Raw genomic sequence first — 26,164 nt, 5'->3', positions numbered from 1 at the left:
ATGATATAATATAGCTGTCAAACGGTATTATATCAGGCATCTGTCCGAATAGTATCAGTATTCAAAACAGCTTTCTTATGTTCGCAGCATAAGATGGCTGTTTTTTCTTTGGAAAACTATACAATTGTAACCACTTCACCCTTTATGATTTGGTTACACAAGATCCTTGGTGTTGGTAGCACCAGGGGTTTTTTTTTCTTGTTTGGTAAAATAACCATTTTCTGCAATGTTTTGAAGTTCAAATTTAATAAGGTTCTTAACTCTATCTGTTAATTGCTTGTGTTCAGCAAGAGAAACAATAAAGGTATTACCATCTTGAATAGTCACTTCCCAAGTTGGGAAATTTGGATCAGAATCTGCTTCAATGGCAAGTCTTTCTGATTCTTCTTGTGATGATCCTGATATACCACCCTGGAATGCAGGTTTAATTTTATACCCTAAAGATGATATATAATTTTCTAATGATTCTAGTTGTGTTATGTTCGCAGTAAGTTCTTCCCAATTTTTAAAATCTGTCTTCCCTAAAAGATAATCACTAGATACTTCAAGTTTATCTGCTATATGATCAACAGTATCAATCTTTGGTGTTCTTTGTCCTAACTCGTACCTATTAATTGTTTGTGCAGGAAGATCTAAAAGCTTTGAAAATTCATCCAAAGTACAATTGTTTTCAGTACGCAATTCTTTTAACCTTTTAGCGAATAATGATAAATCTTGTTTCACGTTTTCACCACCTTTCATAATGTCATTATAAATCATACTATCACCAAATGCAATAAAAATATTCAAAAAATAGTTGATTTATATTCAAAACGGTGATAAAATTGATTTATAACCAAATGGTGATAGAAAGGATGTGAAACAGTGAAGATTAATACACAGTTACTTAGAGGTGCAATTTACAGTAAGTTCAAATCACAAAATGAATTTACAAAGACAATTGGTTGGTCGCAAAATAAGATAGGCAGGATATTGAAGGGTGAAATGATTCCCAACATTGTAGACTGCAATGCAATTATGAAAGTTCTATCATTAAGCAAAGAAGAATACTTTGATATTTTTTTACCTTCTGCATCACCAAATGGTGATAAAAGGGAAGGGGTGAAATAGTGGAAGATATTCTTTATACGGTAACAGAAGCATCAAAACTTATTAAAACAAATCCTGCTTATGTATATGAATTGATTCATGCAGGTCTGATTCCAGTAATTAAACTTGGAAGTATAAAGATCAGAAGAAGTTCCCTTCTTGAATTTCTTGCAAAGTATGAAGGTATGGATCTAACCAAACCCAATAACATTAAAAAGTTGGATTTCAATGAATAGAAAGGTAGGTGAAAACAGTGGATGAATTAACAAGCACATCAGCATTGGTCATGTATTTATTGGTTAATGATAAGCAATCCAGGAACAGTGACAATTATTTGTTTTACTTGGTAGCAAAGAAGATTCTTGGAAGCAAAGGAATTAATGTTGATGAAATTGGATTCAAAGATTTGTTCCTGGCATTAAATGAATATGGTCTTCCACCATATGAAACGGTTGGAAGGATCAGAAGGAAATTGCAGCATGATCATCCTGAATTATCAGGGTCTGAAAGTGTCAGTGAACAAAGATTCTTGAATCAAGAAGCATTCAGCGAATTTGCAAGATGAATATGAAGTAGTAACAATAAAATTCACGAAAATGAAAGGAAGATGAAAATGGCAGAATTAAAGAGTTATGAAGAATTTGAAAAAGAATTCAAAGAAATTGAACATAAATTGACTAAAGTTCAACAGTCAAGAATAGATAGGATTTTGAAAATTTTAAATCAAAGAGTTGGTGAAGTAAGCAAATATAAGAAGCATGCAGTGAAAAAAGAACTTGCACTTATGGATCTACACATGGAAGAAATTTTGATCATTGAAAGACTTTCAGAACTAGACCTGATTGAAGGAAAACCGACAAATGTTGTTTATCAAAGTTATGAAAGAGCATGTTTACATGGTGGATTGACACCTATGAATCAAATTGCTTTTTCACAGTTTGTTATAAAATACTTTGAATATACAATCAAAGATAAAAAAATTAAAGGCAAGAAGTACAGGATTTTTTCTAAAGACATTGAAGAATGGTGGAAAAAATAAAAAGTTCAATGTGGTTCAAGGTTAATAAAACAACCTTGAACCGACTGAAACCCTTATAAATCAGTGCTTTGAATGACATCAGTTCAAGGTGCAAGGTTAGTTTGATTTATTAAGACAAAATAAGAAACTATATATTCTAAAAATTATATTAAATATACTCTAAAAATAAGAATATATAGAAAAGTACGTTGAACCTTGAACCGATAGCCTTAAAAACCTAGTGAAATCAAGGGTTTGAATCGGTTCATGGTCACAAAAGGCACATTGAACCATGAACCGTTAGAAAATAAAAACTGAAAGGATGACAATAGAATGATTAAAAAAATAATAAACAATGAAGATGCAGGATTAGCAATGTTAGAAGAAGTAATGCAAGCAGTAACAATTGACAGTGTGATTGATATGCTGTTCATGCCATATAATGGTTTTCCAACAGTTTCAATTTTGATTAAAGACTATCAAGGGAATAAGGTTAACTATCTAATGAGAGCAACAACAGGTGAAGAAATTTTTGAAGTTAATCAATTATTAAGGTCATTTGATTTGGGAATTATGGTTGAATTTAAAAATTTTACACAGTATGACCTGTTTATTGACTATTGTATGAACTTAATAAAAGCAAATAGAAAAGCCACTGCATAGCATTATAAACGTGACCATTCACAGATTTCACATGCCCTAAAAAAGGACAAGGTAGGGATAAGGTATAGTAACATTTGTAACACCCTAAAAAAGAGAGGATGATAAACATGGATCATGTAATAAATGGAATGAAACCCCATTATGAAGTGCTTTTGGATTGGTTTGTTGAAGAACATAAATCAGGTAAATACAAGAAGTTATCTGATAACCCATATTATGATGAAATCAAAGCATTGATTGATTCTATGAACATATTAAGAAAATACCTTGGTTGGGAAACAATCAAGTTGAAAGATGAAGTTAAATTTTATATGGAAGGATGATTGAATGGCAACAGTATCATTTTATGAAGTAAAAGAAGTTATTGGTGAAGAAGCTGCACAAAGGATGATGGAAGAATTTCCATGTACAAGCATCTACATACCAAATAGAATGCCTGAATTTCCTGACAATGAAAGCAGGAATCAATATATTAAGAATCTGTTCTTCAATTCAGCAAAGTCAGTTTCTGAAATAGCTGATAAATTTGGATTGAGTATTGACCACATAAGAAAAATCATAAATGACAGATAAATTACTAGGTAAAACTAGAGTTTAGAAAGAATCAAAATCCACATTGCTTGAATTGTGATGTGGATTTTATTTGCTTAATAAATACAACATATAGTGGTTATTTTTCAGTAAACAACCATATGTTGTGTATTTTCAAGATTTTCAGAAAGTAAATTGGTATAATTAATATGTCAAGTTCTTGAATGAATATTGACCACTTTCAAATTTCGTGAAGGGGTTCTTCTCTGGTTGTCATTTCTGCCATTAATGGTGACCAGGGATAGAAATACCCACAGAACAAAAGAAAACTTGTATATGACCGTTATATGAGTTCTGAAACATAGAAAATGTTGAAGAATGTTGAACTGATTTTTATATAGAGAACCTCACAAAACATGACATTTAAAAGAAATATATATTTGAATTTATTTTAATTAAAAGGGGGTGACCGAATGCTGAACAAAAAACAAAAGAAATGTCTTGAACTAATGGCTTGTGGTGATTTTACACAGAAAGAAATTGCAAGTCAGATTAAAGTATTCGGACATATCGGACACCTTAAAAAGGGCAAGGTGAAAATTCACTTTTAAATATGATTAATAACAAGTTAGTAACAAAAACCTTGATAAGGCTTAATATATCAACGATTAAAATTTGTTATTTAATAATTTGAAGAAAGGAAGGTGAAGGAAATTGACAGATCAAGAAAAGAAATTTGCTGATGAATTTGTGTTCAGATACTTCAACGGTGAAGAAAAAAGTCAAGTAACCCTTGCAGTTGAAGTTGCTAAATTTGTAGGCTATATCATACCTGAATCCAAACCAAAGGCTGAACTATTAGTTAAAGCACTTTACAACAAAGAAGAAATCAAGACCTATATTGATAATCAGATCAATGAATTTAAAGCAAAGCTGCATCCATCACAAAGAAGGACACTTTGGACTGCTATTGCTGCAATGACAGTTGATGATCCTGATGAATGGAATCAACATGGATTAATTAAATCAAACATATAGAAAGGATGAAGAATAATGAGCAATGAAAAATTCAATACAATTAAACCTGCAAAGGACATAGCGAGTGAGATTAAGGACATGGTTCAGACATACACTGATGTTATGGCATTTCCTGATAGAAAAAAATTAAGGGAAATTGATAGCAAGGACATCAAGGATTATGTTCTTCCAAAGCAAGATGAAATCAATGGAATTCTTAAAGCTACTTTGAATCTTATAAAAGATAAAGATGAAAAGGAAAAAGTTCAAAAGTGTATTGAACTAAATGAAACTATTAAAGATCATCTGAATCAGTTAGTGAAAGATGATTTCGATATGGAACAGATCAATTCAGAAGTAAAAGGACTTTGGAGTATGATTTACAGATTGGTTAGATTTTATGAATGATTACATTGATCAGCAATTGGACAAGGTTCTTCAACTGAATAAAGAAAAGAATCAAGTTATCAGAAGAATCAAGACCAACAGAACCAAAAGACATGGAATGCATATCTTGTCAATCACCAAGGAAGAAAAGGAAAAGCAAATTGATAAAGCAAGAAAACTGTATGATGCAAAGATTAATGCAATTTATATCAAGATGAACCAAGAACTAAAAAAAGCAGGTTTGGAAGAATTAGAAAATCCATATCAAATAACGAAAGGGGAAAATTAAAATGTTTGAATTAAAAAAGAAAATACAAGCAATCATTGATGCCTATCATGCAAACGATGAAATGATGCACAACGAAATTAAAAGGGTTATTGATGAACATAAAGTCCAAATTCCAAAATTAAAGGATGAATTTGCCATTCAAGCAAAACAACAGATTTTGGATGGAATGAAGTCTGCACAAGATAATGCAATGAAAATCAATAAGGTTTATAACCAAAAGTTGAAAGTTATCTTGGATAAAGCAAAGAAACAAGTGCTTCCTGAATACTTCAATAAGGTGTCAAGACCATCTGATTATGCAACCAAAGTGAATAATGCACTTCAATTTCTTATGATTGAAGCTGAACAGATTACAGATGATAAAGCATATTTGATTCTGAAAGATTTTATTGATGACTATGATCAGATGAAATTATTCAAGAATGTTATTGGGAAACGTGTTTTATCAATGGAAGATGCTAATGGAAACCCAATATTCCCAAAAACTTTTGGCAGATTGAATGAGCTGGAAGTTATCTTAAATACTTTCAATGACATGGAAAGTATTGCAAATATGATGTTTATACATCCAAAACAAAGTGGACAGGGTTATGTTATCGGACATCACATGTATAGCATTCCAGTTGATTCACAAGAACAGATGGCAGATGAAGCAAATATCATTAAATATGCTGATACCATTGATGAATTTGCAAAAGAAATCCCTGGAATAAAACAGGTAACAGATCAGACAGAACATGAAACAGTTGAAGGTTAAATTTCAAGATGCAAGGGAATAGGGATTTGACACCTTATTCCCTTGTTCAATAGAAAGGTGGTGCTTAAATGTTAGTAGATGTTAATACCATAGAAAATAATATTTATACAAAAATCTGTGAAGCTTTTGCTGAATTCGCAGAAAAAAAATTAGAAAGATATAAAAGTGTACTTGAGTTTTTAAGAGTAACTGAAATTGAAAAAATAATAAGTAATACTACAAATCAGGTTTACGATTATTATTGTGAATTTTGTGAAAGTGTGAACTGTGAACCGTTAGCACATACTGTTTTTTCAAGAACTGTCTGTGAATGTGGATTCACAACATATCATCAAGTAAAACAAGTTAATGGTAAAAGAAAGAAATTTATATATTTTAAAATGGATTGATTAGGAGTTGGATAAATGGAAGATTCACAAAGAAAACAAGATAGTTTTAAGCTAAAAAGTTTGATAACTGAATATAGGAACGGAAGTCAAAGTGCATTGGCTGAAATATTTGAGCTTTGTGAACCAATGGCTAAATCAATGTCAAAGAAATATTGGTCTATTGCAATGAAACGTAATTTCTTATTTGAAGATTTAAAACAGGAAGCATATATAGGATTGTTAGGTGCAATTAATAATTTCCAAATAAAAGAAAATAATGACTTTGTTGCGTATGCTTTAACAGCTATGAATTATTCAATTTTGGTTTATATCAGAAATAATTCAAATCGAATCGTTAAGACAAATGTTAATAAAGGTTTTGCTGATATGGTTAGCATGAACAAAACATTAAGTGAATCAACTGATACTACATTAGGGGAAATGCTAACTGATGAAGATCAAGAAGCTGAATTCTTTGAAATTGAGAAATTGATTGATAATGAAATTTTAAAGAAAAATGTTCAAAATATGTTACATGATATTATCAATGACGATTCAGAAATATCTTTATTAAATGATATTTATGGGTTGAATGGTATAACATATTCACTTTCTGAAATCTGTGAAAGAAATCAAATTTCAATGAAAGAATTAATATTCAAGGAAAGAATGATGATATTGCAGATTAGAAATAAACCTAGAATTGAAAATTATTTAGAAAAATTTGATTATCATTGCAAGGAAGCTTATAAATACGGTGTACAAAGATTCAATGATACAAGAATATCATCAACAGAATTCATTGCTTTCATGAATTTGGAAGCTGAAAATGATTTGAAAGGCAGGTGAAGAAAATGAATACAAATATCAAAGTTATAAATAATGACCTTTGGGCAGTGAATTTCAATTATGTTGAAATGGAATACATCAAGGAACTGACTTTTACCAAAACAAATGCTGATGATTTCATGACTATAACCAGGGATGGCAAAATTCTTCTGAATAAGGCTTATGATCTTGAAAGGTCAATTTCAATTATGACAGCAGTGATGTCACTTCCTGATGATCTACTTGGAACAAAGCAAGGTTTCTATACCTATATGAGAAAAAGAATTCCAAAGTGGGAAAAGAAAGATGATAAATGGATTGGACTTGCCATTGAATATTACAACTTGGAATTTCAAGAAGATGGCTACAAATCAGCATGTGAATGGGAAAAGAAAAGAAGAAGTGTCAAAGCTGAATATATCAAGAGCAATAAAAAGTTCTTTGGTATAGATAAAATCAAAACATTATTTAAAAGAAAGGGGGTGTAAACTATGGCAAGTATTAGTTCTCAAATTGAACTTATAGATAGAATATCAGCACCATTGCACGATATAGCAAGTGCATTAATGGTAACTGTGAATTCTTTTGAGGATATGCAGTCAGTAGCAAGTAATTCATTTGATGGATCTAATTTTGATGGAGCAAGAGAAGAAATAGACCAAGCTACTATTGCAATTAGACAAATGGAAGAAGAACTTTCACGAATAATACCACCTGATCTTGAATTTAATATTTCAGATCAAACAACAGCCAATGTGCCTGTCCAACCCATTTGGAATTCAGATAACATGGAAGTGTTCACGAATACTGGAATTGAAAGATTTCAACAAGAAGTTCAATCAACAAATACAATGTTGAACACTTTGAACAGTACACAAGAACAGATTGCACAACAGGCATCTACTACTGACATATTCCCTGACAACATGGTTTCTGATTTGAATGCTATGACAGGAAGAATTCAAAGAATCAGAACACAGATTGACCAAATTGAAAGTAATCCAATGAATCTTGGAACTGATTTGGCAAATAGTGAACTGGAACAATTAAGAATGCAGTTAAGTCAGGCAGTAGACCAACAGGATGACTTGAATCAAGCACTCCAAAGAATGGATGTAGATGAAGCAAATCAAGCTTATATGAGGTTATCACAGACTGTTGGTGGTACTGAAAGATACATCAGGGACAATGTTGATGCACAAGGTCAATTCAATAATCAAATCAGGGATGGAACTTCTGCTGCAAGTGGGTTGGAAAGTAAATTACTTGGACTTGCTGCTGCATATATGTCAATTCAAAGTATTGGTAATTTAGTTAGTGTGTCCGATCAAATGACACAGACAGATGCAAGGTTAAATCTAATAAATGATGGACTGCAAACAACAGAAGAATTACAAGATATGATATTTCAATCAGCACAAAGGTCAAGGGCATCATATGCTGATACAGCAGATGTGGTTGCAAAACTTGGTCAACGTGCAGGTGATGCTTTTGCTTCTAACGTTGAAACCATTGCTTTCGCTGAAAACCTAAATAAAATGTTTGTCATTGCAGGTGCTTCACAACAAGAAATGGCATCAGCTTCACTTCAATTAACACAGGCACTTGGTTCAGGTGTCTTGCGTGGTGAAGAACTTAATGCAGTATTTGAAGCAGCACCAAACGTAATTCAAGCAATTGCAGACTATATGGATGTTCCTATTGGTGCAATTAGAGAAATGGCATCAGAAGGTGAAATTAGTGCTGAAATAGTAAAGAATTCAATGCTTGGTGCTACTGATGCTATTAACCAAGAATTTGAATCCATGCCTATGACATGGGGGCAAGTTTGGACTGGTGTCACCAATAATATATTGATGGCTTCACAACCATTACTTGACTTTATCAGTTTACTGGCTCAAAATTGGGAAACACTTGAACCAATAGTTCTTGGTGTAGCTGTTGCCCTTGGTGCATATGCCATTGGTCTTGGAATAAGTGCCACTGCAACATGGATTGCAGATGGTGCAGCAAAAGCATTCTTTACAACTTTATTGAGTAATCCAATATTTTGGATTGCAGTTGTTATTGGTGTATTGATTGGAATGATCTATAAATGGGTTCAATCAGTTGGTGGGTTAGAAATAGCCTGGAAGATAGCAATGAATGGAATCCTGACTGCTTGGGATTGGGTAAAGATAGGATTCTTCACTGGTGTTTATTGGGTACTTGATTTATGGGATCAAATGAAGCTTGGAATGATGACAGCAGGTGTTGGAATAACCAACTTTATGGGGGATATGAAAGCAGATGTGCTTATGATCCTTCAAAACATGGTTAATGGTGCAATAGACATTATAAATGGCTTCATAGATACTTTGAACAATATTCCTGGTGTTTCAATTGATACTATTAACAATGTAACCTTTGGAACGAATGCAGCACTTCAAAATGAAGCTGAAAAGGCAGCAAGGGAATCAGCACTTGAAGCGTACAGAAGTGAAATAGAATCCAATATGAATGATCGTAATTCACAACTGATCCAAATGCAAGCTGATGCAATGGAAGCTACTGCAACAAGACAAGCTGAAATTGATTCAGCACAAGTTGCAGCATTTGCAAATCAGAATGATGATTCTTATGGAAGTGGTTATGATTCGGCTGCATCTAACATTTCTGATATTGCTGAAAATACAGCTGCAATGAGAGATTCAATGGATATTTCAGAAGAAGATTTGAAGTATATGATGGATTTGGCAGATAAAGAAGTTGTTAATAGATATACTACTCCTGAAATCAAAATTGACATGAGTGGAATGCAAAACATTGTAAATAATGACATGGATATTGATGGTGTAGTTAATCATCTAAGTGAAGGTGTACAACAAGCTTTGGATCATGCTTGTACAGAAGGTGTTCATAGTTAAATATTAAAGCAAAGACCCTTGGAATATAACGGTTCAGGGGTTTTTTCTATTTATTGTTTATGACAAAATGTGACACCCCTATATATAATATTTGTATTGCAGTATTTGCAAAATATTATATATCAGGAGATGGATAAAATGAACAAAACAACAAAGTACAAAAGTATCAAAATGAAGTCATTGATAGTTATATTGATTGGAATACTGTTTTCCAGTCAAATGATGCAAGCAATGGCAAATTCAACTGATCCAGTTGCTATTGTTTCAAACTTTAGAGACTTTTATTCAGCAATGTACAATGCAAAAGATGGTGACGTAATAGGTATTAATGGACAAATCATGTTATCAAGTGTTTATAAATATGGTTATACTGATAAGCATGTAATATTGAAAAGAATGAGTTCATCAGCTTTTTTCAAGATCAGTTCAGAAGTTACTTTTGAGAATGTCACATTTGATGGTGGTGAAATATCAACTTCCACTGCTTATATACTTGGAAATGGGAAGTTGATATTTAATAATTCTACTTTTAAAAACATTGTTAATACAAATTCAGGTGGTGGTGCAGTACATATCATCAATAATACGGCTGATTTTTATAACTGTATATTTGAAAATAACACTGCTGTTGAAGGTGGTCACATATATGTGAATAATTCAGGCAATGTCAATATTGAAAGTTGTACATTGAAAGATGGTCATGCTGTAACATTAGGTGGTGCAATAACAAATGCAATGGACACAGGAACAATAAACATTACATCTAGTATTATCACAGGAAATTCAGCAGAAAGAAATGGTGGGGGTATTTTCAACAGAGGTACAATGACTATTACTGGAACAAAGGTCTTTGATAATACTGCACCCAATGGTGCTGATATTGCCAATGTTTCATATGCGAATTTGAACCTTGAAGATTCAATTGAAACCCTAGTTGAATTGTTCAAAGATGATGGTATCATTCCAACAGCTTGGGTTAATGACTATGATGGAAGCACTAATTTAAGTGGTGCTAATATCGATCCCACTGCATCAAATTCCCTTTTGAAATTGGAATACGAGATTCCACCAACAGAAGTAACCCTTTCCCCTTCATCCTTGGGAACACCAGGTGATGGAAAAGTGATTGGTTTTGAATCAGGAAAGTATTACAAGGTTACAATGAATGATGTTATAAGTTATTCCAAAGCTGATGGATCACTAACAGAAATAGAAGCAGAAGCTTCACCACTTGATGGAACTGAAATCATTGGTTTGATTAATGGTGAAACTTATATGATTGAAGAATTCACCCCTGCACCAACAACAGTGCTACTTGATTCTGCATCATTAGGAACAGCAGACAATGAAAAAATAACTGGACTTACAGCAGGTAAAATGTATAAGGTTTCAGTGGATGGAACAACCAATTATACTAATGCAGATGGAACATTGACAACCATTGAAGCAGAAGCAACTGCATTGGAAGGAACAGAAATTGTTGGATTGACCAATGGTGTGACCTATTTGGTTAAAGAATATATTCCACCAGTTGAAGAACCTATTGAAGAACCCACTGATCCAGGAACACAACCTGACCCTGAAACCCCTGATGATGAAGACCCCATTGAAGAACCAACAGACCCTGGAACAGAAATACCAACTGATGATGAAGCACCTGATTCAGATTCTGAACAGCAATCATCTTCAAATACAACCACTACCACCACAACCACTACAACAGATAGCAATAATACATCAAATACCACTACAACCGACAGCAACAACACGAATACAACCAATAATACAACCACACATAATTCAGATTCAAGAGATGACAGTTCCACAGTGAAGAATTATGACTATTCATCCCACAGCACAACAGAAAATACTTATCTTCCACCTTCCAATGATGGCAGTGGTGAAAAAGGTGGTCAAGCATCAGCAAGTCAGAATCAGACCATTACAGTTGATTATGGCAGTATTGCTGATGGAATAAAAGTTCAGGATGATGGAAAGGATATAACTATCAATGTTAATGTGAACGTAGGTACAAATGAAAAGGATGAAGCTGAACCACAAATTGTTGAAGTTGCATCATCCAAAGTTAAAGAAGTTCCATCAGATATATCCAATATCACATGGGTTGAACTGGTGAAGATTTGTCTTCTGTTTGGGATCTTCATTTGTGTTTTTAGAAGACCGATAGCAAAATAAATTGAAAAAGCACTTTGCATCATGCAGGGTGCTTTTTCAAGGGTATAAATGTATTAAGACCATTGATAAAACAGCTATATGGGCATTATATGACCTTGAAATTTTTAGATAATTACATTTACAAGGCTAGTACCTGGTGGTATTATAAAATTGAACTTCATTTGAACAAATTGAACTTTAATATGATTATTAAATCAAACAGAATAAGACTTTTAATGTTAAAGGGTAAATACATCAAGGAATAGGAAAAGATGCTTATATGAAGCTTATATGAGTTATATGGGTGAATCTGAAAGGGGTGAAAGGGTGAGCTTTGCAAAGAATTTAAAAAAGGCAATGGATGAAAGAAATATGACACAATCTGAATTGGCAAAACGAATTGATAAAGGTAAATCATCAATCAGTCAGTACCTTTCAGGAAAGAATATCCCAAAGGATGATGTGAAACAGAAGATCGCTGATGCACTTGATTGTACAGTTGAATATTTAGATTCAGAAGTTCATGAAAAAGATACTGGATCAGGAATTCGTAATATATCAGTAGCAGAAGCAGCAAGAAGACTTGGAAAATCACAACAGTATATAAGGGCTGGACTTCAAAATCAAAGACTTCCTTTTGGAACTGCTGTATTTGTGAAAAGATGGTCATATCATATTTCACCTAAATTATTGGATGAATACATTGGAAAAGATACCAATGAAAATAAGTAAAACTTCTGCTTTTAGTGGTCAAAGTCCACGTTGTGTCCACCACGCAGAAGTTTTTTAACATTATAGTAAGTAATGATAAGTAATAAAAAATATTATGGTTTCCCCTAAACCCTTGATTTTACTAGGGGTCTGAATAATCATAAATAACGATAGGTAACGAAAAATAAAAGTGTATCTTAATACGGTGCATGTGGAGATGGTGGTACGACTACAACGCCAGAACCCTTGATTTTACTGGAATTCAAGCACTTTTATGACTTCTTTAGTTTTAGTAAAAATAGTGAAAATTACCACCAAAAAGACCTAAAAAATAGTATCAAAATTAAAATCGCAATATGACCTGGTACGTGGGAACACGTCTACCAGCACTAGATTTTGAGAGTCAAAAATGGAAAATAGGTAGCAAAAAATCCTGAATTCTTTGAATGGAATTCAGGATTTTTTATTATCTATTTTTTTTATTAAACATAAAAAATTAACAAACTTTTAATCGTTGAAATTCGATAAATTCTTAAGTTCATTAACAATATCTACTACATCTTCAGGTTCTAGTGATTGGATAATTGAAGTCTTTTTACCTATTCCGTTTAAAGATGTACCAAGGAAGAATCCAGACCTTTCGTTAGCAATCCACAGTCGATCATGATATTCATCCGTGAAATGAACTTTTACGCTAGGGCAATTTAATCTAGAGACTATTGAATCATGTACATCTTGGTTAAAGTTTGCTGAAGTAGTGACAAATTTAACCGACAATAATTGGCAACTATTCAGTAAAGTGCTTAAGAAATCAATATAGTTAGAGTCGTATCTCTTTGGGAAAATATAAGGATCAATAATAATTAACTCACCATGATGCGCATCGATGCTTTGTAAGTAATCATTAAATTTAATAGCTTTTTCATTATCAGTCATGTTCCTCCACATGACATCTTCATTAAGTATTTCTAACCCTTGCGTCTCGAAATATCTATAGATCTCGCTTGTTGTAGGTCCGTGATATATTCCTAATTTCAATCCAGTTTTTTCATATAATAGGGCAGAGTAATTAAGCATAATATTTCCGATATCTTCTCTTTTACCTTTATATTCATCTTCTAAGAGCACATAATATAGGCTCATAACATCCACCTCTTTTTATTCATAATATTTACAACTTAAATCCTATCCCCATTCTTATCAACAAAATATCCCTCAAACTCACAATCCAAAGCTTCAGCAATTGCTTCTAATTCATTCATTGAGAAGTTATCTCTTTTGAATTTATTTGCCATGTTCTGATTTGTGGTACCGAGTCTTTTGCTAAGTTCTATTATCGTTACATTCTTTCTTTTAAGTAAAATCCGGATTTTCTCACCCATCGTTAACTTCATTAATTATCACCTACCTAAGTTAAATAATACACCTATTAGTGAATATCTGCAATTAAATCATCGAATGATTTGATGTAAGTGATTCAAAATAAGCGATACCTTGATGTGGTTAATCTATAAGTGTACTATCACATTATAAAGTGAATATCAGAAAGGAGCATAAAAATCATGAGTAAAATTATAGCCGTTGCTTCACAAAAAGGTGGAGTAGCAAAAAGTACAACTTGTAGGAATTTAGCAACAATTTTAGCAAAGGAGGGTTACAAGGTTCTCGCAATCGATACGGATAACCAAGCGTCAATGACGGACTGTTTTGGTATTGTAAAGCCTGAAACACTGGATACAACACTGTACCATTTGATGATGGCAGTTATGAATGAAGATGATCTTCCGCCAAAAGAGAGTTACATACTAAATAGGGATGGTGTGGATGTTATTCCAAGTAGTATTGAAATGTCTGCCATTGAAATGAACTTGGTCAGCACTATGAGTAGGGAATACGTCTTAAAAGCAATCACAGAACAACTTAGACCAGATTATGACTACATTATTGTGGATTCAGCCCCATCATTAGGTTTGATGACATTAAATGTTTTGGCTGCTTGTGATAGCGTATTGATTCCGGCAACACCGGAGTACCTATCTGTAAAGGGTTTGGAGTTATTGCTTCAAACAATTATGAAGATAAAGCGCAGAATTAATCCAAGCATTACTTTTGAAGGTATTCTGCTAACCATGTTTGATGAAAGAACTAATCTATCAAAGAACATGATAGAAATGGTGGATGAAGCTTATGGTGAGCATATTAAAGTGTTTGATATTAGGATACCTAAGTCAGTAAAAGTGGGTGAAGCTAATCTTCAAAGTAAATGTATCGTGGATTACATGCCAACGAATAAAGCGGCCATAGCTTATCAGGAATTAACGAAGGAGTTGATCAATAATGGATAAAATAAAAATGAAAAAAGTTGAAACCTTTGCCTCGATATTTGGTGAAGATCATAGTGAAGTGCCATCTGAAAAAACAGATGGCACAACGTCATTAAGGCTAGAAGACCTTATTCCTTTTAAAAATCACCCATTCAAGCTTTATGAAGGGGACAGATTTAAAGACATGGTTGAGAGCATAAAAAACTATGGTGTGATTGTTCCTATAGTTGTTAGGAAAATTGATGACAAGTATGAAATTTTATCTGGTCACAATAGAGTTAATGCTGCTAAAGAAGCAGGATTAACTGAGATTCCAACAGTAATCAAAGAAGGACTCACTGAAGAAGAAGCGACGCTCATTGTTACAGAAACAAACCTGATGCAACGATCATTTTCTGAACTTGCTCATTCAGAGAGAGCAACTGTTATTGCAACGAGGCATCATGCTATGAAGAGTCAAGGTGTTAGAAATGATCTATTAGATGAAATTGAAACACTATCCAAAGCCCCTGATTTAGCTCAAGATGAAACTTGTGGCCCATTGGACCACAAGTTAAAAACTAGAGATAAACTTGGAGAAGAATATGGATTATCTCCTCGTTCAATAACTAGATACATTAGGCTAAACCACCTCAATAATGGGTTAAAAGACCTTGTTGATGAAGGTAAAATTGCAATGAGAGCAGGTGTGGATTTATCATATTTATCTGAAGATAATCAAGAAATGGTGGAAGCTATTATCTCAGAAGACACATTTAAAGTAGATATGAAGAAAGCAGCACTTATTAGAAGGTACGAAAGAGAAAGTAAGCTTAACTGGAATACAGCCCAAAAGATTATCAGTGGTGATATGCTAAAAAGTACAGGTAAAGTGAAACCATTTAAGCTTCAACCGACAATCATTTCAAAGTATTTTAATCCTAATGATGATAAGAAGGCTATTGAAAAAACAATTGAAAAGGCTCTTGATTTTTACTTTAGCCAGATGAAAAACCAATCAAGTGACATTGAGGAGGGGGAGGAGATGATTGAATAGACTGACAGAAATCAAGGAAATTTATGACTACATCTTGAAGGAAATCATGCAAGATGAGCAATCATGGAAAGACTTTTTAACCTTTCATGCAAGGATATATAAGCACAGTTTTAATAACGCCGTACTTATATATGCCCAAAGACCTGAGGCTACTTTAGTTGCAGATATGGAAATCTGGAACCGTCGCATTGGCAGGTGGATTAATAGAGGGGCTAAGAGTATTGCGGTCTTTGATGATCAAAGTGCTTATTTGAAACTAAAATACTTATTTGATATTGAAGATACCCATGGTCAGCCACATACTATTCCCAAAGTTTGGCGATTAAATGAAGCATTAGAATCACAATTACTAGAAAATTTTAAAGCAAATACCCTGTCAGAATGGATTACACGGCGAACTCATGAATCAGTCCTCGCTTATACTTCAGATATTCAGCAAGGACTTGAAAAAGAATTGTCTAAGACCAAGTTGTCGGGACTTCCCATTGAAGGTGTTACAAGGCAGTTTATGCAGTCGCTTAAGGATAGTGTAGAATATATGACTGCCATTCGCTCAGGGATTGAAGAACCTAAGCTAAGTAATATGAAACCATTTAGCACAGTAACAGATTTTGATTCAAAGGCATTAACTCTAAGATTAGGCTATCTGACAAGTACCATCTCAGAACATATTCTAAGAGAAATCGAAAGAGAAATTAAGACTATCAAAGAAGAAAAAAGGAGCGTGAATGTCAATGAAACCCATGGAACTCAGTTATCAGGAAGTACAAGGGATTTATCATCCTCAGATTCAAGTATCGAGGGAGGAAAGCTACGACAAGAAGCCGCTAGGGAAGTACGGGCAGATGGCGTTGAATTATCTGAAAGAGGAACACATCAATCGGTACAATTATCTAGTGACCGAAGGGATACTGCTTCCACCGATGCATCAAGTGAACGAGGAAGCGTGGGAGAGGATGGAGAAACTTCAAGACCAGATGCTACAAGAAGAACCCATTCAGGACCCGACCAACACTTATCAGACTTATCATCACAGAGAGATGATAAGAATGAGAGCGGAGGAGATCGTTCTTCAAGAAATTATCTTCAAGGAGAGATAGCAAAAGATTTAGAGCTGCCAGAACGCAGCTCTTTTTTAATGGAACTAACAGATGATGAAATTATTGAAAAGGTAGTACTAAGAGGTTCTGGCTTTGAAGGTGGGAAACAGCGGATTGTAGATTTCTTCTCAGAAGAACATACTGCAAAAGAAAAAGCAGACTTTCTAAAAAATGAATATGGTACTGGCGGTAGTTCTGTTACATTTTCTGATGATCTAAATGGGTTTGAAAATCACGATAGTAAAGGGATTACAATTGATATTTATAAAAACGATAAAAAAATTCATTTGTCTTGGGCTAAAGTGGCTTCCGGTATTGATGCCTTAATTGTTAATGGTAAATACTTTGAACCTCGGTATAAAAATGATAATCCACCAACAAGAAAGGCAGCCTATCAACCATCATTATTTGACTTAGGTTACGATGATAATAAAATTAGGCATGAGAATTATAAAAAGTTAATGAAGATTGCTCCTGGAATCTTAAACGGACGTTATCGGTATATGAAGCTAAAAGCGCCTGGCTTTATGGACCTTGTTATTGAAAGGCTTTATGAGAATCGAATCTCTCTATCCCACTATTACGAGCAAAATGGAGATTTAATGAGTGATCCAGATATGGAACTCATAGTGGACCATAATCAAAAGACATTAATAGCAGCCACCTTTCAGCAAGATAATATGGCAATCTATCATGCAGCCTATCAAGGTGATGAGTTAGTTAATCCTGATTTAGAAGATGAGTTAAATGATTTTCTGAAAGACTGGTTATCAAATATTGCTAGGCAAGGCCACATTGTTTATAAGGCTTATTATTCAGAGGATATTGATGAAGAGAATCAAGAACCAATATTTGATGATAAAGGTCATGAAATTATTATTGAAGCACCTTCAGAAACGGATGATTTATTGGACCTAGAAGATGAGGATCTCCATGAATACCCCTTAGAAGTAGGCATGGAAGTGGATATTGAGGGAAGGAAATTTCAAATCGAATCCATTGATTATGATAACAATGCTGTATCTCTTATGGATTTAACCTTTGCTGGGCAAACTGGTTATCCAATTTTCAGAAAAGAAAGTGTTGATTTTGTTTTGGATTTTCTGCCTGATGAGAAACCACTGACTGAAGAAGAAAAGTGGGGCATTGTATCCGTTGGTTCAGTTGAAGATGAAAAGCAAAGCCAGGAACAATCTACAAAAATCAATTATCAATTTTCACCTGAAGATGAGATTGGTATTGGTGGGTTAAAAACAAAATTCAGAGCCAATGTTGAAGCCATTAAAACGTTAAAAGTTATTGAGGCAGAAAATCGAATGGCCACTGACAAAGAACAATCCATCTTAGCCAGATATGTAGGTTGGGGTGGTATGCCAGGGGCTTTTGATATAGGGGCAAGTGGCTGGAGCAATGAGTATGCTGAATTAAAGAAGCTCTTGTCACAAGAAGAATACGATAGTGCAAAAGCCTCAACGCCCAATGCCCATTATACATCTTCAGTTGTCATTCAAAGCATTTATCAGGCACTTGATCAGTTTGGTTTTAAAAAGGGGAACATCTTGGAACCTTCCTTAGGTGTTGGTAATTTCTTTTCCCACCTTCCTGACTCTATGAACAAGTCAAAACTCTTTGGGGTTGAACTGGATGATGTATCAGGTCGTATTGCAAGACAGCTCTATCAGAATGCACAGATTCAAATTAAAGGTTATGAAGAAACACAGTTTGAAGATAACTTTTTTGATGTAGCCATTGGCAATGTCCCTTTTGGTAATTATAAAGTATATGACAGACTTTATGATAAGCATAACTTCATGATCCATGACTATTTCTTAGCAAAAACATTAGATAAAGTACGTCCTGGTGGCATCATTGCCTTTGTTACCAGTAAGGGAACCATGGACAAAAAAGATCAAGCTGTCAGAAAGTATATTGCTGAAAGAGCAGAGCTGATAGGTGCAATACGATTACCCAATACAGCATTTAAGGAAAATACCAATACTGATGTAACAGCAGATATTCTTTTTCTTAAAAAAAGAGAACGCAGGTCGGTGGAAATACCAACTTGGCTATCAGTTACAGATAATGAAAATGGGGTCCCCGTCAATCAGTACTTCATTGACCATCCCCATATGATGCTTGGTGAAATGATATTTGATGAAAGAATGTTTGGTAGAGACAGTCGTTATACGACATGTGTAAATACAGATAGTAACTTTAATCTGGAAGAAGCTTTATCTGAAGCAGTCTCTCATCTTCAAGCTAAAATCGGCTATTACGAGCAGGCAAAAAAAGAGGATAGCAATGATATCCCTGCTGATCCAAAGTATAAGAACTACTGTTATGCCTTTATTGATGATAAACTTTATTACCGTGAAAACTCTATGATGAGACGAATGGATTATACCGGTAAAACCCTTGAGCGGATTCAAGGCATGATGGCGATTCGTGAAATAACAAGAGAAATCATTACACTTCAAATGGAAGGTTGTACTAAGGAAACGCTTGAAAAGGCTCAAAATCAATTAAATCAACTCTATGATACATTTGTGAAGAATCATGGTTATATTACTTCAAGACCAAATGCCAGTGCCTTCCGTGATGACAATGATTATCCACTTTTATGTTCTCTAGAAGTGGAGGATGAAGATCATCATGTCACAAAGGCAGACATGTTTACTAAAAGAACGATTAAACCTTATGAAGCCATAACAAATGTAGATTCTGCATTTGAAGCATTATCAGCATCCTTAAATGAAAAAGGTATGGTAGATATTCCGTTTATGGCTGAGCTTTATGATGAAGAACCAGAGGTCATCATTAAAGAGTTTGAACAGGACATCTATCTGAACCCTGAAAAATATGATGAAAATGATCCTTTGAGAGGTTGGGAAACGGCTGATGAATATCTCTCAGGTGATGTAAGACAAAAGCTTAAATTTGCTAAGGTCTTTGCGGATATGAATCCGGAAGTCTTTTTAAAGAATGTACCAGCCCTAGAAAAAGTACAACCCATTGATCTTGAGGCCAGTGATATTGATGTAAGGTTGGGTACCACATGGATTGAACCATCAGATTATGAGCAGTTTATCTATGAGACCTTGAAAACACCGAGATACTATCACAATACCGGTGGCAGAAATGAAATCAAAGTGCACTACAACAATTACAATGCAAGCTTTGGTGTTGAGAATAAAGGCTTAGATGGCTATTCCATTTCAGCCAAAGAAACCTATGGGACTTCAAGAATTAATGCATATTACATCATCGAAGACAGCTTGAATCTTAGAAATTCTACGGTGAAGGATCGTGTTGAAGATGGAGAAAGTGTAAAATATGTCATCAACAAAAAAGAGACTATGCTGGCTAGAGAAAAGCAATCCTTATTAAAACAGGCTTTTAAAGAATGGCTTTTCAAAGATCCAGAAAGACGTAAAAAGTATGTGAATTATTATAATCAGCACTATAACAATATCCGCCTGAGAGAATATGATGGCAGTCACTTGAAATTTCCAGGCATGAATCCAGATATTAAATTAAGAGAACACCAAACAGCTGCTATTGCAAGAATTATCTATGGTGGGAGTACACTTCTAGCCCATTCAGTAGGTGCAGGTAAGACTTTTGAAATGGTTGCTAGCTGTATGGAACAAAAGAGACTGGGACTGATTAATAAAGCAGTGCTTGTTGTACCAAATCATTTAACACAGCATATCGGCAGTGAGTTCTTAAGGCTTTATCCATCGGCTAATATTCTTGTCACCACAAAGAAAGATTTTCAAAAATCAAATCGTAGACGTTTCGTCAGTCGTATTGCTACTGGCGCTTATGATGCTGTTATTATGGGGCACTCGCAGTTCGAGAAAATTCCTGTATCTAAAGAACGTCAGGAGGAAATGATTCATAGGCAGATCAATGATATCTCTGCTGCTATTGCTGATGCAAAAAGGAGTAATGGTGAAAATTGGAGTATCAAGCAGATGGAAAAGCTCAAGCTTTCACTAACAGCTGAAATCAAACGACTTCACGACAGCCCCAAAGATGATGTGATTAACTTTGAAGAACTTGGAATAGATTGTGTTTATGTAGATGAAGCTCATTATTTTAAGAACTGTGCTGTATTTTCAAAGATAAGAAATGTTGCGGGAATCTCCAATACACGTAGTAAAAAATCCATGGATATGCTCATGAAAACCCAGTATATCCAAGAAATCAATCAAGGACGTGGCGTCATCTTTGCGACTGGTACCCCCATCAGTAATAGCATGACTGAAATGTATGTTATGCAAAGGTATATTCAAAATAAGGAGCTTGAAGCAAGAGGTATCCATCACTTTGATGCATGGGCAGCACAGTTTGGAGAAGTTGTTTCAAGTCTTGAACTAGCACCTGAAGGAACAGGATATCGCTATAAAAGCAGATTTGCTAAGTTCTCAAATTTACCAGAGCTCATGACTATATTTAAAAACATGGCAGATGTAAAAACAGCAGATATGCTTAAATTACCTATTCCTAAATTAGATAGTTGCAAAACAAAATAAGGAGTTGTCCACAGCTTAAATAAAGTAAAGCGGTTTTATACACATAAAAAAACGCACGTCAAAAAGAGGTATGGTAAAGATCGGATTATCTTAGAAGGGACTTGATGGCGAGTTTACCATGTTTGATTTTGGAATGATACAGCAGTACAAAAGCAATTAACTGAGTAATCCCAGCCAGAAGGACATTTGCTTGAAGAGAAATTGTACTTCTGACATTTGTTGTTTTTATCTGAATCATTGATTTCAACTGAGCAATAGTCCTTTCGCAAACAGTTCTGATTTTGTAAAGTTCAATCCATTCGTGGCTGGACCTCGGCATTGCAGAATTGTAGCGATAGTTATGATGAATCGTTAGGTTCTTGATACGTCCAAATGGTGATTTTGTACATGGGTTATCGCATTCTAATATCACTTTACTTTTTCCGTTGGTCATCTTAGAGGTTCTTTTGGGACATATGTACTGAATGCGGTCGGAACGGTTCTTTCCTTTTACGATGCCTGTATATTTCATCGGTAGATTTGGGTCATGCGGGCATGTTGGTACACCATCTTCATCGTACCCGGGTTGTGGAAGTTCTGAGTGATTTCTCTGATTGATTGGAATGATAGGTGTGATCTCTTTCTTGTAAAGATATGCATAGTTGTCATCGCTATCAAAACCAGCATCTCCGAGAAAAAAATCATAATCGTGATTGGGATGGAGCTGAAAGTACGTTTCGAGAGCAGGAATCAATGAAACGGAGTCATATAAGTCTTTGGTTTGTTGGGGTGTAAGATCTGTTTCAAGGGTGTTGTCAGAGTCTATGAAATTGATATCCCTAATCAAACCGAAGCCATTAGTCGATAATATGGCTTTTCTGAAATATCCGAAATGCCCATTTAAAAAGGCCAATTTTGCATCAGGATTGGCAACGCTGCATTTAGGCATCTTACTTTGTGCATGCTTGATGGGATCAAAGTTTTTATTGTCAGGGTATGTCTTGGCAAGTATTTTAGATGTTTTTAAGATATTTTCAAAGAATTTTGGATTGTTTTCTTTTACAAAAAGTTCAAAGCCAGTTGTATCCGTTATTAATATTTGAGATTTAAATTCATCACAGTCGTAGGCGAGACTATCCGTAAAATCAACAGTGTGGTGAAACATCTTCTTGATTTCATCGTAAAACTGGGACTTAAATCTTGAAAACTGTGATTTGTGAGGTACACGTGAAAATCCTAGGAATTTGCGGAACTCGGCTGAAAACTTAATGAAAGAAATGAGTAAAGCTGTCGAAGGCAACCCTAACAGATCAGAGACAATTAAAGCCTTGATCATGCCTTCAAGAGGAAAGTCACGATTTCTACCAGCGTATGGATAGTATGCTCGATAGAATGATAAAGGGATCAAACTTTTGAGATCAACATAATTATCAAACAAATCAAATAGGATAACTGAATTATCAGAAGTGAGCTCATCTATTTCGTGACTAAGTTCGAAATAAGAGATCTGTTTACAAGCGGTATTCAGCATCGTTTTTCTCCTTTCTTGGGGGCTGTGTATTGCGTGGGAGTTATGCACAGGTTTATATGCTTTTTATACCCAAAATGGAGAAAAACATGCTGTTTCAACTAGATAAACACTGTGTTATAAACGGTTGTAGCGTTTTGCAACAACCTAATTCCTAAATTAAAGGGAGACAAACATAAGTTGATTTCAGCTGAGTCCAGTGATTTTACAAAAGAAATCATGGAAAGCTTTGTTGAAAGGGCAAGTAATATTCGAAATGGTATGGTTGATCCAAGAATTGATAATATGCTTAAGATTACCAATGAAGCAAGACTTCTAGGACTTGATCCGAGGCTTCTTTATGATGAAGCACCAAATGAACCGGATAGTAAAGTCAATCAGTGTATTGATAAAGTGTTTGAAGAATATCAGGAGAGTGATGCTTTTAAAGGAACACAAATCATATTTTGTGATGTAGGAACGCCTAATACAGATGGGCGTTTTTCTGTATACCCTTATATCAAGGAAGAATTGATAAAGAGAGGTATTCCAGAAAAAGAGGTTTGCTTTATACATGATGACAACAGTGAAGCTCAAAGAGAAACTCTATTTGCAGATATGCGTAGTGGTAACAAACGTATTATCCTTGGTTCAACTGCCAAGATGGGGACTGGAACTAATATACAGGACCGCTTAATTGCTCTTCATCATTTAGACTGCCCATGGCGGCCAAGTGATCTGGAGCAGCGAGAAGGAAGAATCCTAAGACAAGGCAATCAAAATGAAGCTTTAAACATCTATAAATACGTGACAAAATCAACATTTGACAGCTATTTGTGGCAAATTGTCGAGAACAAACAGCGATTCATCAGTCAAATCATGACTAGTAAATCCGTAGCAAGAAATGCAGAGGATATTGATGAAACAGTATTATCTTTTGCAGAAGTTAAAGCCCTAGCAACAGGCAATCCTTTAATTAAAGAAAAGATGGATATTGATAACGAAGTCAGCCGTTTAAGCATTTTAAAGTCTGAATATAACAGTAGAAGGTATGCTATGGAGGATAATTTCACTTACAAATATCCAAAGCTGATTCAACAGGCAAAACAGCGTCTTGAAGGATTGATTAAAGACATCAGTAGACGAGATATGAATAAGGCAGAAGAGTTTCAAATCAATATCGATGGCAAGTTCTTTGATGAAAGGGAAAAAGCCGGAACTTATCTTCAAATGTTACTTTCAAGGATTGAACCAGATAAAGAAGCCCATATAGGTACATTTAATGGCTTCGACCTCTTAATTCTAAAGAACAATTTTTTTGGTCAGTCTAAGATGATCCTTCATGCAGAGCAGAAATATGAAGTTGAATTTGGAGATAGTCCTCACGGTAATATGGTCAGGCTTGAAAACCTTTTGGATGGGCTTGAAAAGCGCATTGAAAAAACAGAAAGCCAGATTGATGAGTATGAAAGAAACATGACCCAGTCCAAGGAAGAGTGGGAGAAACCATTTATGTATGAGGAAGAGTTAGCACTGAAGCTAAAGCGGCAATTCGAGCTTAATGCTGAACTAGATATGGATAAAGGAGATGATGGTATCGTAGTGAGTGAAGAAGATTTTAATGAAGAAGTAATCGTTGAAGATGACGAAGAAATGACAGTTTAGCAGGGTGAAACCCCTGGTTTTTAAATGGAAGGAGTTGAATTTAATGACTAGACAAATAATTCAAAATATCAAACAAGAAAACGTCATTGAGTTGATGTGTGAGGTTCTGGAGCTTTCGGAAAGCTCAGAAAAGAAAGTGACAAGAGCGGTAGAAAAACTAGGTATTCAGGCATTCTTTACAAGTATTGATGCTTTGGATGTTGAAGAAGTTGAAAAAGACAGAATCAAGGCACTTAAAGAAGTGATTGAAGCTAAAGCAAAATCATTAGAAGCATTGGAAGGAGGGCAGTAATATGGCAACGAAAACAAAATACTCAGATAGCTTTTTTCAAAGCTTAAATAAATTGACTGGTATTCCAATGAGTAAATTAAAAAGTTATGCAAAAGAAAACAATCCTTTTAATATCTTAGAACATCCTGGTGTTGTTGAACCCAGTTACAGACAGCTTGAAAAAATCAATAAGCTAAATGAATTCATTGCTTCTTACAATGTGCTTAAGCTAGATCAGGAGAATGAGAAAATAACCTTTAAATCGCCTAATGATTCAGGGAAATACTTTGCATCTCTACTTGGTGGTGTGAAAGATAAGGAAAGATTCTTGGTTGCCTTTTTAGATAACAGCAACAGCATCATAGAGCTTAGAACAGTATCACAAGGAACTACCAATATGGCCGTTGTATACCCAAGAGATATTCTAAAAATGGCTCTTGCAAATGATTGCAGTAGCATCATGCTATCGCACAATCATCCCGGGGGCAGTTTAAAAGCTTCTAGTGAAGATATTGCTTTAACACAACGGATTGTCGATATCTTTAGACCTTTAGATATTAAAGTATTAGATCATATTATTGTGGGTGGTTATAGCTTTAGCTCTATGGCTGAAAATGGCGTATTACCAAACGACAGAATGGATGTTGCAAATTATGAACCTATAAAATTATCAGCAGCTGAAGAAAATCAGGTTGAATATACTTCAGTGGATGAAGAAATCGAACTTTAGGAGGAATTATTGATGAATCAAAATAGAACAGAACAAATACGAGAAAATAACGCTGAAACCATTACATGGATACTTGGTGCAACAGGTGAGGCAAAGGAAAAGATTAAAAGCTATATTATGGACCAGGGCATTAAATCTTTTTTACTTCATCATAAACAACTTGAACTTGCCACAGAAGAAGATGAAAAAATTGATGTGCTAAAAAGAGTGATTAAAACATTTGACGGAGATATTGAAACAATGAATTTTAGTGATATGGATGAGGGGTGTTAAGC

General features: G+C 34.5%; 29 protein-coding genes. 25 read left to right on the top strand and 4 right to left on the bottom strand.

From position 1 onward, the window contains the following. Positions 1-153: 153 nt before the first annotated feature. Positions 154-741 (bottom strand): helix-turn-helix domain-containing protein, encoded by a 588-nt coding sequence (locus tag F8153_RS13185; protein WP_192929817.1) that lies wholly within the window; start codon positions 739-741, stop codon positions 154-156. Positions 742-864: 123 nt separating this feature from the next. On the opposite strand from F8153_RS13185, the gene F8153_RS13180 reads away from it, so the two are divergent. The 18 genes from F8153_RS13180 (at position 865) to F8153_RS16455 (ending at position 12,760) form a co-directional block, all read left to right on the top strand. Continuing rightward, the gene (locus F8153_RS13180; RefSeq protein WP_151866819.1) at positions 865-1,110 is read left to right on the top strand and encodes a helix-turn-helix domain-containing protein; all 246 of its coding nucleotides are present in this window, start codon (positions 865-867) and stop codon (positions 1,108-1,110) included. Continuing rightward, entirely contained in the window at positions 1,110-1,325 is a 216-nt protein-coding gene (locus F8153_RS13175) for a helix-turn-helix domain-containing protein (RefSeq protein ID WP_330577789.1), read from the top strand. The genes F8153_RS13180 and F8153_RS13175 overlap by 1 nt, the downstream gene beginning before the upstream one ends. 17 nt (positions 1,326-1,342) lie before the next feature. Next, positions 1,343-1,654, top strand: a complete 312-nt coding sequence (locus F8153_RS13170; RefSeq protein ID WP_151866817.1) for a hypothetical protein — start codon at positions 1,343-1,345, stop codon at positions 1,652-1,654. A 48-nt stretch (positions 1,655-1,702) separates the two neighbouring features. After that, positions 1,703-2,128, top strand: coding sequence for a hypothetical protein (locus tag F8153_RS13165; protein ID WP_151866816.1), 426 nt, complete (start codon positions 1,703-1,705; stop codon positions 2,126-2,128). Positions 2,129-2,440: 312 nt separating this feature from the next. Next, a complete protein-coding gene (locus F8153_RS13160; protein WP_151866815.1) occupies positions 2,441-2,770 on the top strand; it encodes a hypothetical protein in 330 nt (109 codons plus the stop codon). 107 nt (positions 2,771-2,877) lie between these two features. Next, the gene (locus tag F8153_RS13155) at positions 2,878-3,093 is read left to right on the top strand and encodes a hypothetical protein (protein WP_151866814.1); all 216 of its coding nucleotides are present in this window, start codon (positions 2,878-2,880) and stop codon (positions 3,091-3,093) included. A gap of 4 nt (positions 3,094-3,097) precedes the next feature. Then, positions 3,098-3,343 (top strand): Mor transcription activator family protein, encoded by a 246-nt coding sequence (locus F8153_RS13150; protein ID WP_151866813.1) that lies wholly within the window; start codon positions 3,098-3,100, stop codon positions 3,341-3,343. A gap of 431 nt (positions 3,344-3,774) precedes the next feature. Next, a complete protein-coding gene (locus F8153_RS16230; protein WP_192929816.1) occupies positions 3,775-3,912 on the top strand; it encodes a hypothetical protein in 138 nt (45 codons plus the stop codon). A gap of 103 nt (positions 3,913-4,015) precedes the next feature. Continuing rightward, a complete protein-coding gene (locus F8153_RS13145) occupies positions 4,016-4,339 on the top strand; it encodes a hypothetical protein (protein ID WP_151866812.1) in 324 nt (107 codons plus the stop codon). Between the two features lie 15 nt (positions 4,340-4,354). Continuing rightward, positions 4,355-4,726 carry a hypothetical protein gene (locus F8153_RS13140; protein ID WP_151866811.1) on the top strand — a complete coding sequence of 124 codons (372 nt, stop codon included), beginning with the start codon at positions 4,355-4,357 and terminating at the stop codon, positions 4,724-4,726. Then, on the top strand, positions 4,719-4,994 hold the full coding sequence (locus F8153_RS13135; RefSeq protein WP_151866810.1) for a hypothetical protein: 276 nt from the start codon (positions 4,719-4,721) through the stop codon (positions 4,992-4,994). Before F8153_RS13140 ends, F8153_RS13135 begins: the two co-directional genes overlap by 8 nt. 1 nt (position 4,995) lies before the next feature. Then, positions 4,996-5,751: a hypothetical protein gene (locus F8153_RS13130; RefSeq protein ID WP_151866809.1), complete on the top strand. Its 756-nt coding sequence runs from the start codon at positions 4,996-4,998 to the stop codon at positions 5,749-5,751. Positions 5,752-5,819: 68 nt separating this feature from the next. After that, positions 5,820-6,140 (top strand): hypothetical protein, encoded by a 321-nt coding sequence (locus tag F8153_RS13125; protein WP_151866808.1) that lies wholly within the window; start codon positions 5,820-5,822, stop codon positions 6,138-6,140. Positions 6,141-6,155: 15 nt separating this feature from the next. Continuing rightward, positions 6,156-6,968 (top strand): sigma-70 family RNA polymerase sigma factor, encoded by an 813-nt coding sequence (locus F8153_RS13120; RefSeq protein WP_151866807.1) that lies wholly within the window; start codon positions 6,156-6,158, stop codon positions 6,966-6,968. Between the two features lie 5 nt (positions 6,969-6,973). Beyond that, entirely contained in the window at positions 6,974-7,435 is a 462-nt protein-coding gene (locus F8153_RS13115) for a hypothetical protein (RefSeq protein WP_151866806.1), read from the top strand. A gap of 3 nt (positions 7,436-7,438) precedes the next feature. Continuing rightward, entirely contained in the window at positions 7,439-9,853 is a 2,415-nt protein-coding gene (locus F8153_RS13110; protein ID WP_243136984.1) for a tape measure protein, read from the top strand. A 138-nt stretch (positions 9,854-9,991) separates the two neighbouring features. After that, positions 9,992-12,049: a right-handed parallel beta-helix repeat-containing protein gene (locus F8153_RS13105; RefSeq protein ID WP_151866805.1), complete on the top strand. Its 2,058-nt coding sequence runs from the start codon at positions 9,992-9,994 to the stop codon at positions 12,047-12,049. 279 nt (positions 12,050-12,328) lie between these two features. Beyond that, positions 12,329-12,760 (top strand): helix-turn-helix domain-containing protein, encoded by a 432-nt coding sequence (locus F8153_RS16455; protein ID WP_243136983.1) that lies wholly within the window; start codon positions 12,329-12,331, stop codon positions 12,758-12,760. Positions 12,761-13,246: 486 nt separating this feature from the next. Here F8153_RS16455 and F8153_RS13090 read toward each other — a convergent pair whose 3' ends face one another. Together F8153_RS13090 and F8153_RS13085 are read right to left on the bottom strand one after the other, a co-directional pair. Continuing rightward, positions 13,247-13,882, bottom strand: a complete 636-nt coding sequence (locus F8153_RS13090) for a hypothetical protein (protein ID WP_151866804.1) — start codon at positions 13,880-13,882, stop codon at positions 13,247-13,249. 35 nt (positions 13,883-13,917) lie between these two features. Further along, complete coding sequence (locus F8153_RS13085) at positions 13,918-14,121, bottom strand: helix-turn-helix domain-containing protein (protein WP_243136982.1); 204 nt, start codon at positions 14,119-14,121, stop codon at positions 13,918-13,920. Between the two features lie 180 nt (positions 14,122-14,301). Between F8153_RS13085 and F8153_RS13080 the strand changes: the two genes are divergently transcribed. Genes F8153_RS13080 through F8153_RS13065 form a run of 3 tightly spaced genes read left to right on the top strand, consistent with a single transcriptional unit; the run spans position 14,302 to position 21,737 of the window. Next, entirely contained in the window at positions 14,302-15,084 is a 783-nt protein-coding gene (locus tag F8153_RS13080) for a ParA family protein (protein ID WP_151866802.1), read from the top strand. Further along, positions 15,077-16,099: a ParB N-terminal domain-containing protein gene (locus F8153_RS13075; RefSeq protein ID WP_243136981.1), complete on the top strand. Its 1,023-nt coding sequence runs from the start codon at positions 15,077-15,079 to the stop codon at positions 16,097-16,099. Before F8153_RS13080 ends, F8153_RS13075 begins: the two co-directional genes overlap by 8 nt. After that, positions 16,092-21,737 carry a DUF6908 domain-containing protein gene (locus F8153_RS13065; protein ID WP_243136980.1) on the top strand — a complete coding sequence of 1,882 codons (5,646 nt, stop codon included), beginning with the start codon at positions 16,092-16,094 and terminating at the stop codon, positions 21,735-21,737. The genes F8153_RS13075 and F8153_RS13065 overlap by 8 nt, the downstream gene beginning before the upstream one ends. Positions 21,738-21,822: 85 nt before the next feature. Here the strand turns inward: F8153_RS13065 and F8153_RS13060 are convergent, their stop codons facing one another. After that, complete coding sequence (locus F8153_RS13060) at positions 21,823-23,247, bottom strand: transposase (RefSeq protein ID WP_151866799.1); 1,425 nt, start codon at positions 23,245-23,247, stop codon at positions 21,823-21,825. Positions 23,248-23,424: 177 nt separating this feature from the next. On the opposite strand from F8153_RS13060, the gene F8153_RS13055 reads away from it, so the two are divergent. Genes F8153_RS13055 through F8153_RS13040 form a run of 4 tightly spaced genes read left to right on the top strand, consistent with a single transcriptional unit; the run spans position 23,425 to position 26,162 of the window. Further along, complete coding sequence (locus F8153_RS13055; RefSeq protein ID WP_243136979.1) at positions 23,425-24,888, top strand: helicase C-terminal domain-containing protein; 1,464 nt, start codon at positions 23,425-23,427, stop codon at positions 24,886-24,888. Positions 24,889-24,931: 43 nt separating this feature from the next. After that, positions 24,932-25,180, top strand: a complete 249-nt coding sequence (locus tag F8153_RS13050) for a hypothetical protein (protein WP_151866798.1) — start codon at positions 24,932-24,934, stop codon at positions 25,178-25,180. Position 25,181: 1 nt separating this feature from the next. Beyond that, entirely contained in the window at positions 25,182-25,889 is a 708-nt protein-coding gene (locus F8153_RS13045; protein WP_151866797.1) for a JAB domain-containing protein, read from the top strand. 12 nt (positions 25,890-25,901) lie between these two features. Further along, a complete protein-coding gene (locus F8153_RS13040; RefSeq protein ID WP_151866796.1) occupies positions 25,902-26,162 on the top strand; it encodes a hypothetical protein in 261 nt (86 codons plus the stop codon). The last annotated feature ends 2 nt before the right edge of the window (positions 26,163-26,164 follow it).

Origin of the sequence: Alkaliphilus serpentinus (assembly GCF_009017255.1) — a bacterium.
In the GTDB taxonomy this organism is placed as follows: Bacteria; Bacillota; Clostridia; order Peptostreptococcales; family Natronincolaceae; genus Alkaliphilus_D; species Alkaliphilus_D serpentinus.
This window is presented reverse-complemented; position numbering and strand designations above follow the sequence as displayed.

Coding starts and splice junctions, on each gene's coding strand:
- F8153_RS13185 (WP_192929817.1), bottom strand. CDS start 741: ATGAAAGGTGGTGAAAACGTGAAACAAGATTTATCATTATTCGCTAAA.
- F8153_RS13165 (WP_151866816.1), top strand. CDS start 1,703: ATGGCAGAATTAAAGAGTTATGAAGAATTTGAAAAAGAATTCAAAGAA.
- F8153_RS13160 (WP_151866815.1), top strand. CDS start 2,441: ATGATTAAAAAAATAATAAACAATGAAGATGCAGGATTAGCAATGTTA.
- F8153_RS13155 (WP_151866814.1), top strand. CDS start 2,878: ATGGATCATGTAATAAATGGAATGAAACCCCATTATGAAGTGCTTTTG.
- F8153_RS13150 (WP_151866813.1), top strand. CDS start 3,098: ATGGCAACAGTATCATTTTATGAAGTAAAAGAAGTTATTGGTGAAGAA.
- F8153_RS16230 (WP_192929816.1), top strand. CDS start 3,775: ATGCTGAACAAAAAACAAAAGAAATGTCTTGAACTAATGGCTTGTGGT.
- F8153_RS13140 (WP_151866811.1), top strand. CDS start 4,355: ATGAGCAATGAAAAATTCAATACAATTAAACCTGCAAAGGACATAGCG.
- F8153_RS13135 (WP_151866810.1), top strand. CDS start 4,719: ATGAATGATTACATTGATCAGCAATTGGACAAGGTTCTTCAACTGAAT.
- F8153_RS13130 (WP_151866809.1), top strand. CDS start 4,996: ATGTTTGAATTAAAAAAGAAAATACAAGCAATCATTGATGCCTATCAT.
- F8153_RS13125 (WP_151866808.1), top strand. CDS start 5,820: ATGTTAGTAGATGTTAATACCATAGAAAATAATATTTATACAAAAATC.
- F8153_RS13120 (WP_151866807.1), top strand. CDS start 6,156: ATGGAAGATTCACAAAGAAAACAAGATAGTTTTAAGCTAAAAAGTTTG.
- F8153_RS13115 (WP_151866806.1), top strand. CDS start 6,974: ATGAATACAAATATCAAAGTTATAAATAATGACCTTTGGGCAGTGAAT.
- F8153_RS13110 (WP_243136984.1), top strand. CDS start 7,439: ATGGCAAGTATTAGTTCTCAAATTGAACTTATAGATAGAATATCAGCA.
- F8153_RS13105 (WP_151866805.1), top strand. CDS start 9,992: ATGAACAAAACAACAAAGTACAAAAGTATCAAAATGAAGTCATTGATA.
- F8153_RS16455 (WP_243136983.1), top strand. CDS start 12,329: ATGGGTGAATCTGAAAGGGGTGAAAGGGTGAGCTTTGCAAAGAATTTA.
- F8153_RS13090 (WP_151866804.1), bottom strand. CDS start 13,882: ATGAGCCTATATTATGTGCTCTTAGAAGATGAATATAAAGGTAAAAGA.
- F8153_RS13085 (WP_243136982.1), bottom strand. CDS start 14,121: ATGGGTGAGAAAATCCGGATTTTACTTAAAAGAAAGAATGTAACGATA.
- F8153_RS13080 (WP_151866802.1), top strand. CDS start 14,302: ATGAGTAAAATTATAGCCGTTGCTTCACAAAAAGGTGGAGTAGCAAAA.
- F8153_RS13075 (WP_243136981.1), top strand. CDS start 15,077: ATGGATAAAATAAAAATGAAAAAAGTTGAAACCTTTGCCTCGATATTT.
- F8153_RS13060 (WP_151866799.1), bottom strand. CDS start 23,247: ATGCTGAATACCGCTTGTAAACAGATCTCTTATTTCGAACTTAGTCAC.
- F8153_RS13050 (WP_151866798.1), top strand. CDS start 24,932: ATGACTAGACAAATAATTCAAAATATCAAACAAGAAAACGTCATTGAG.
- F8153_RS13045 (WP_151866797.1), top strand. CDS start 25,182: ATGGCAACGAAAACAAAATACTCAGATAGCTTTTTTCAAAGCTTAAAT.
- F8153_RS13040 (WP_151866796.1), top strand. CDS start 25,902: ATGAATCAAAATAGAACAGAACAAATACGAGAAAATAACGCTGAAACC.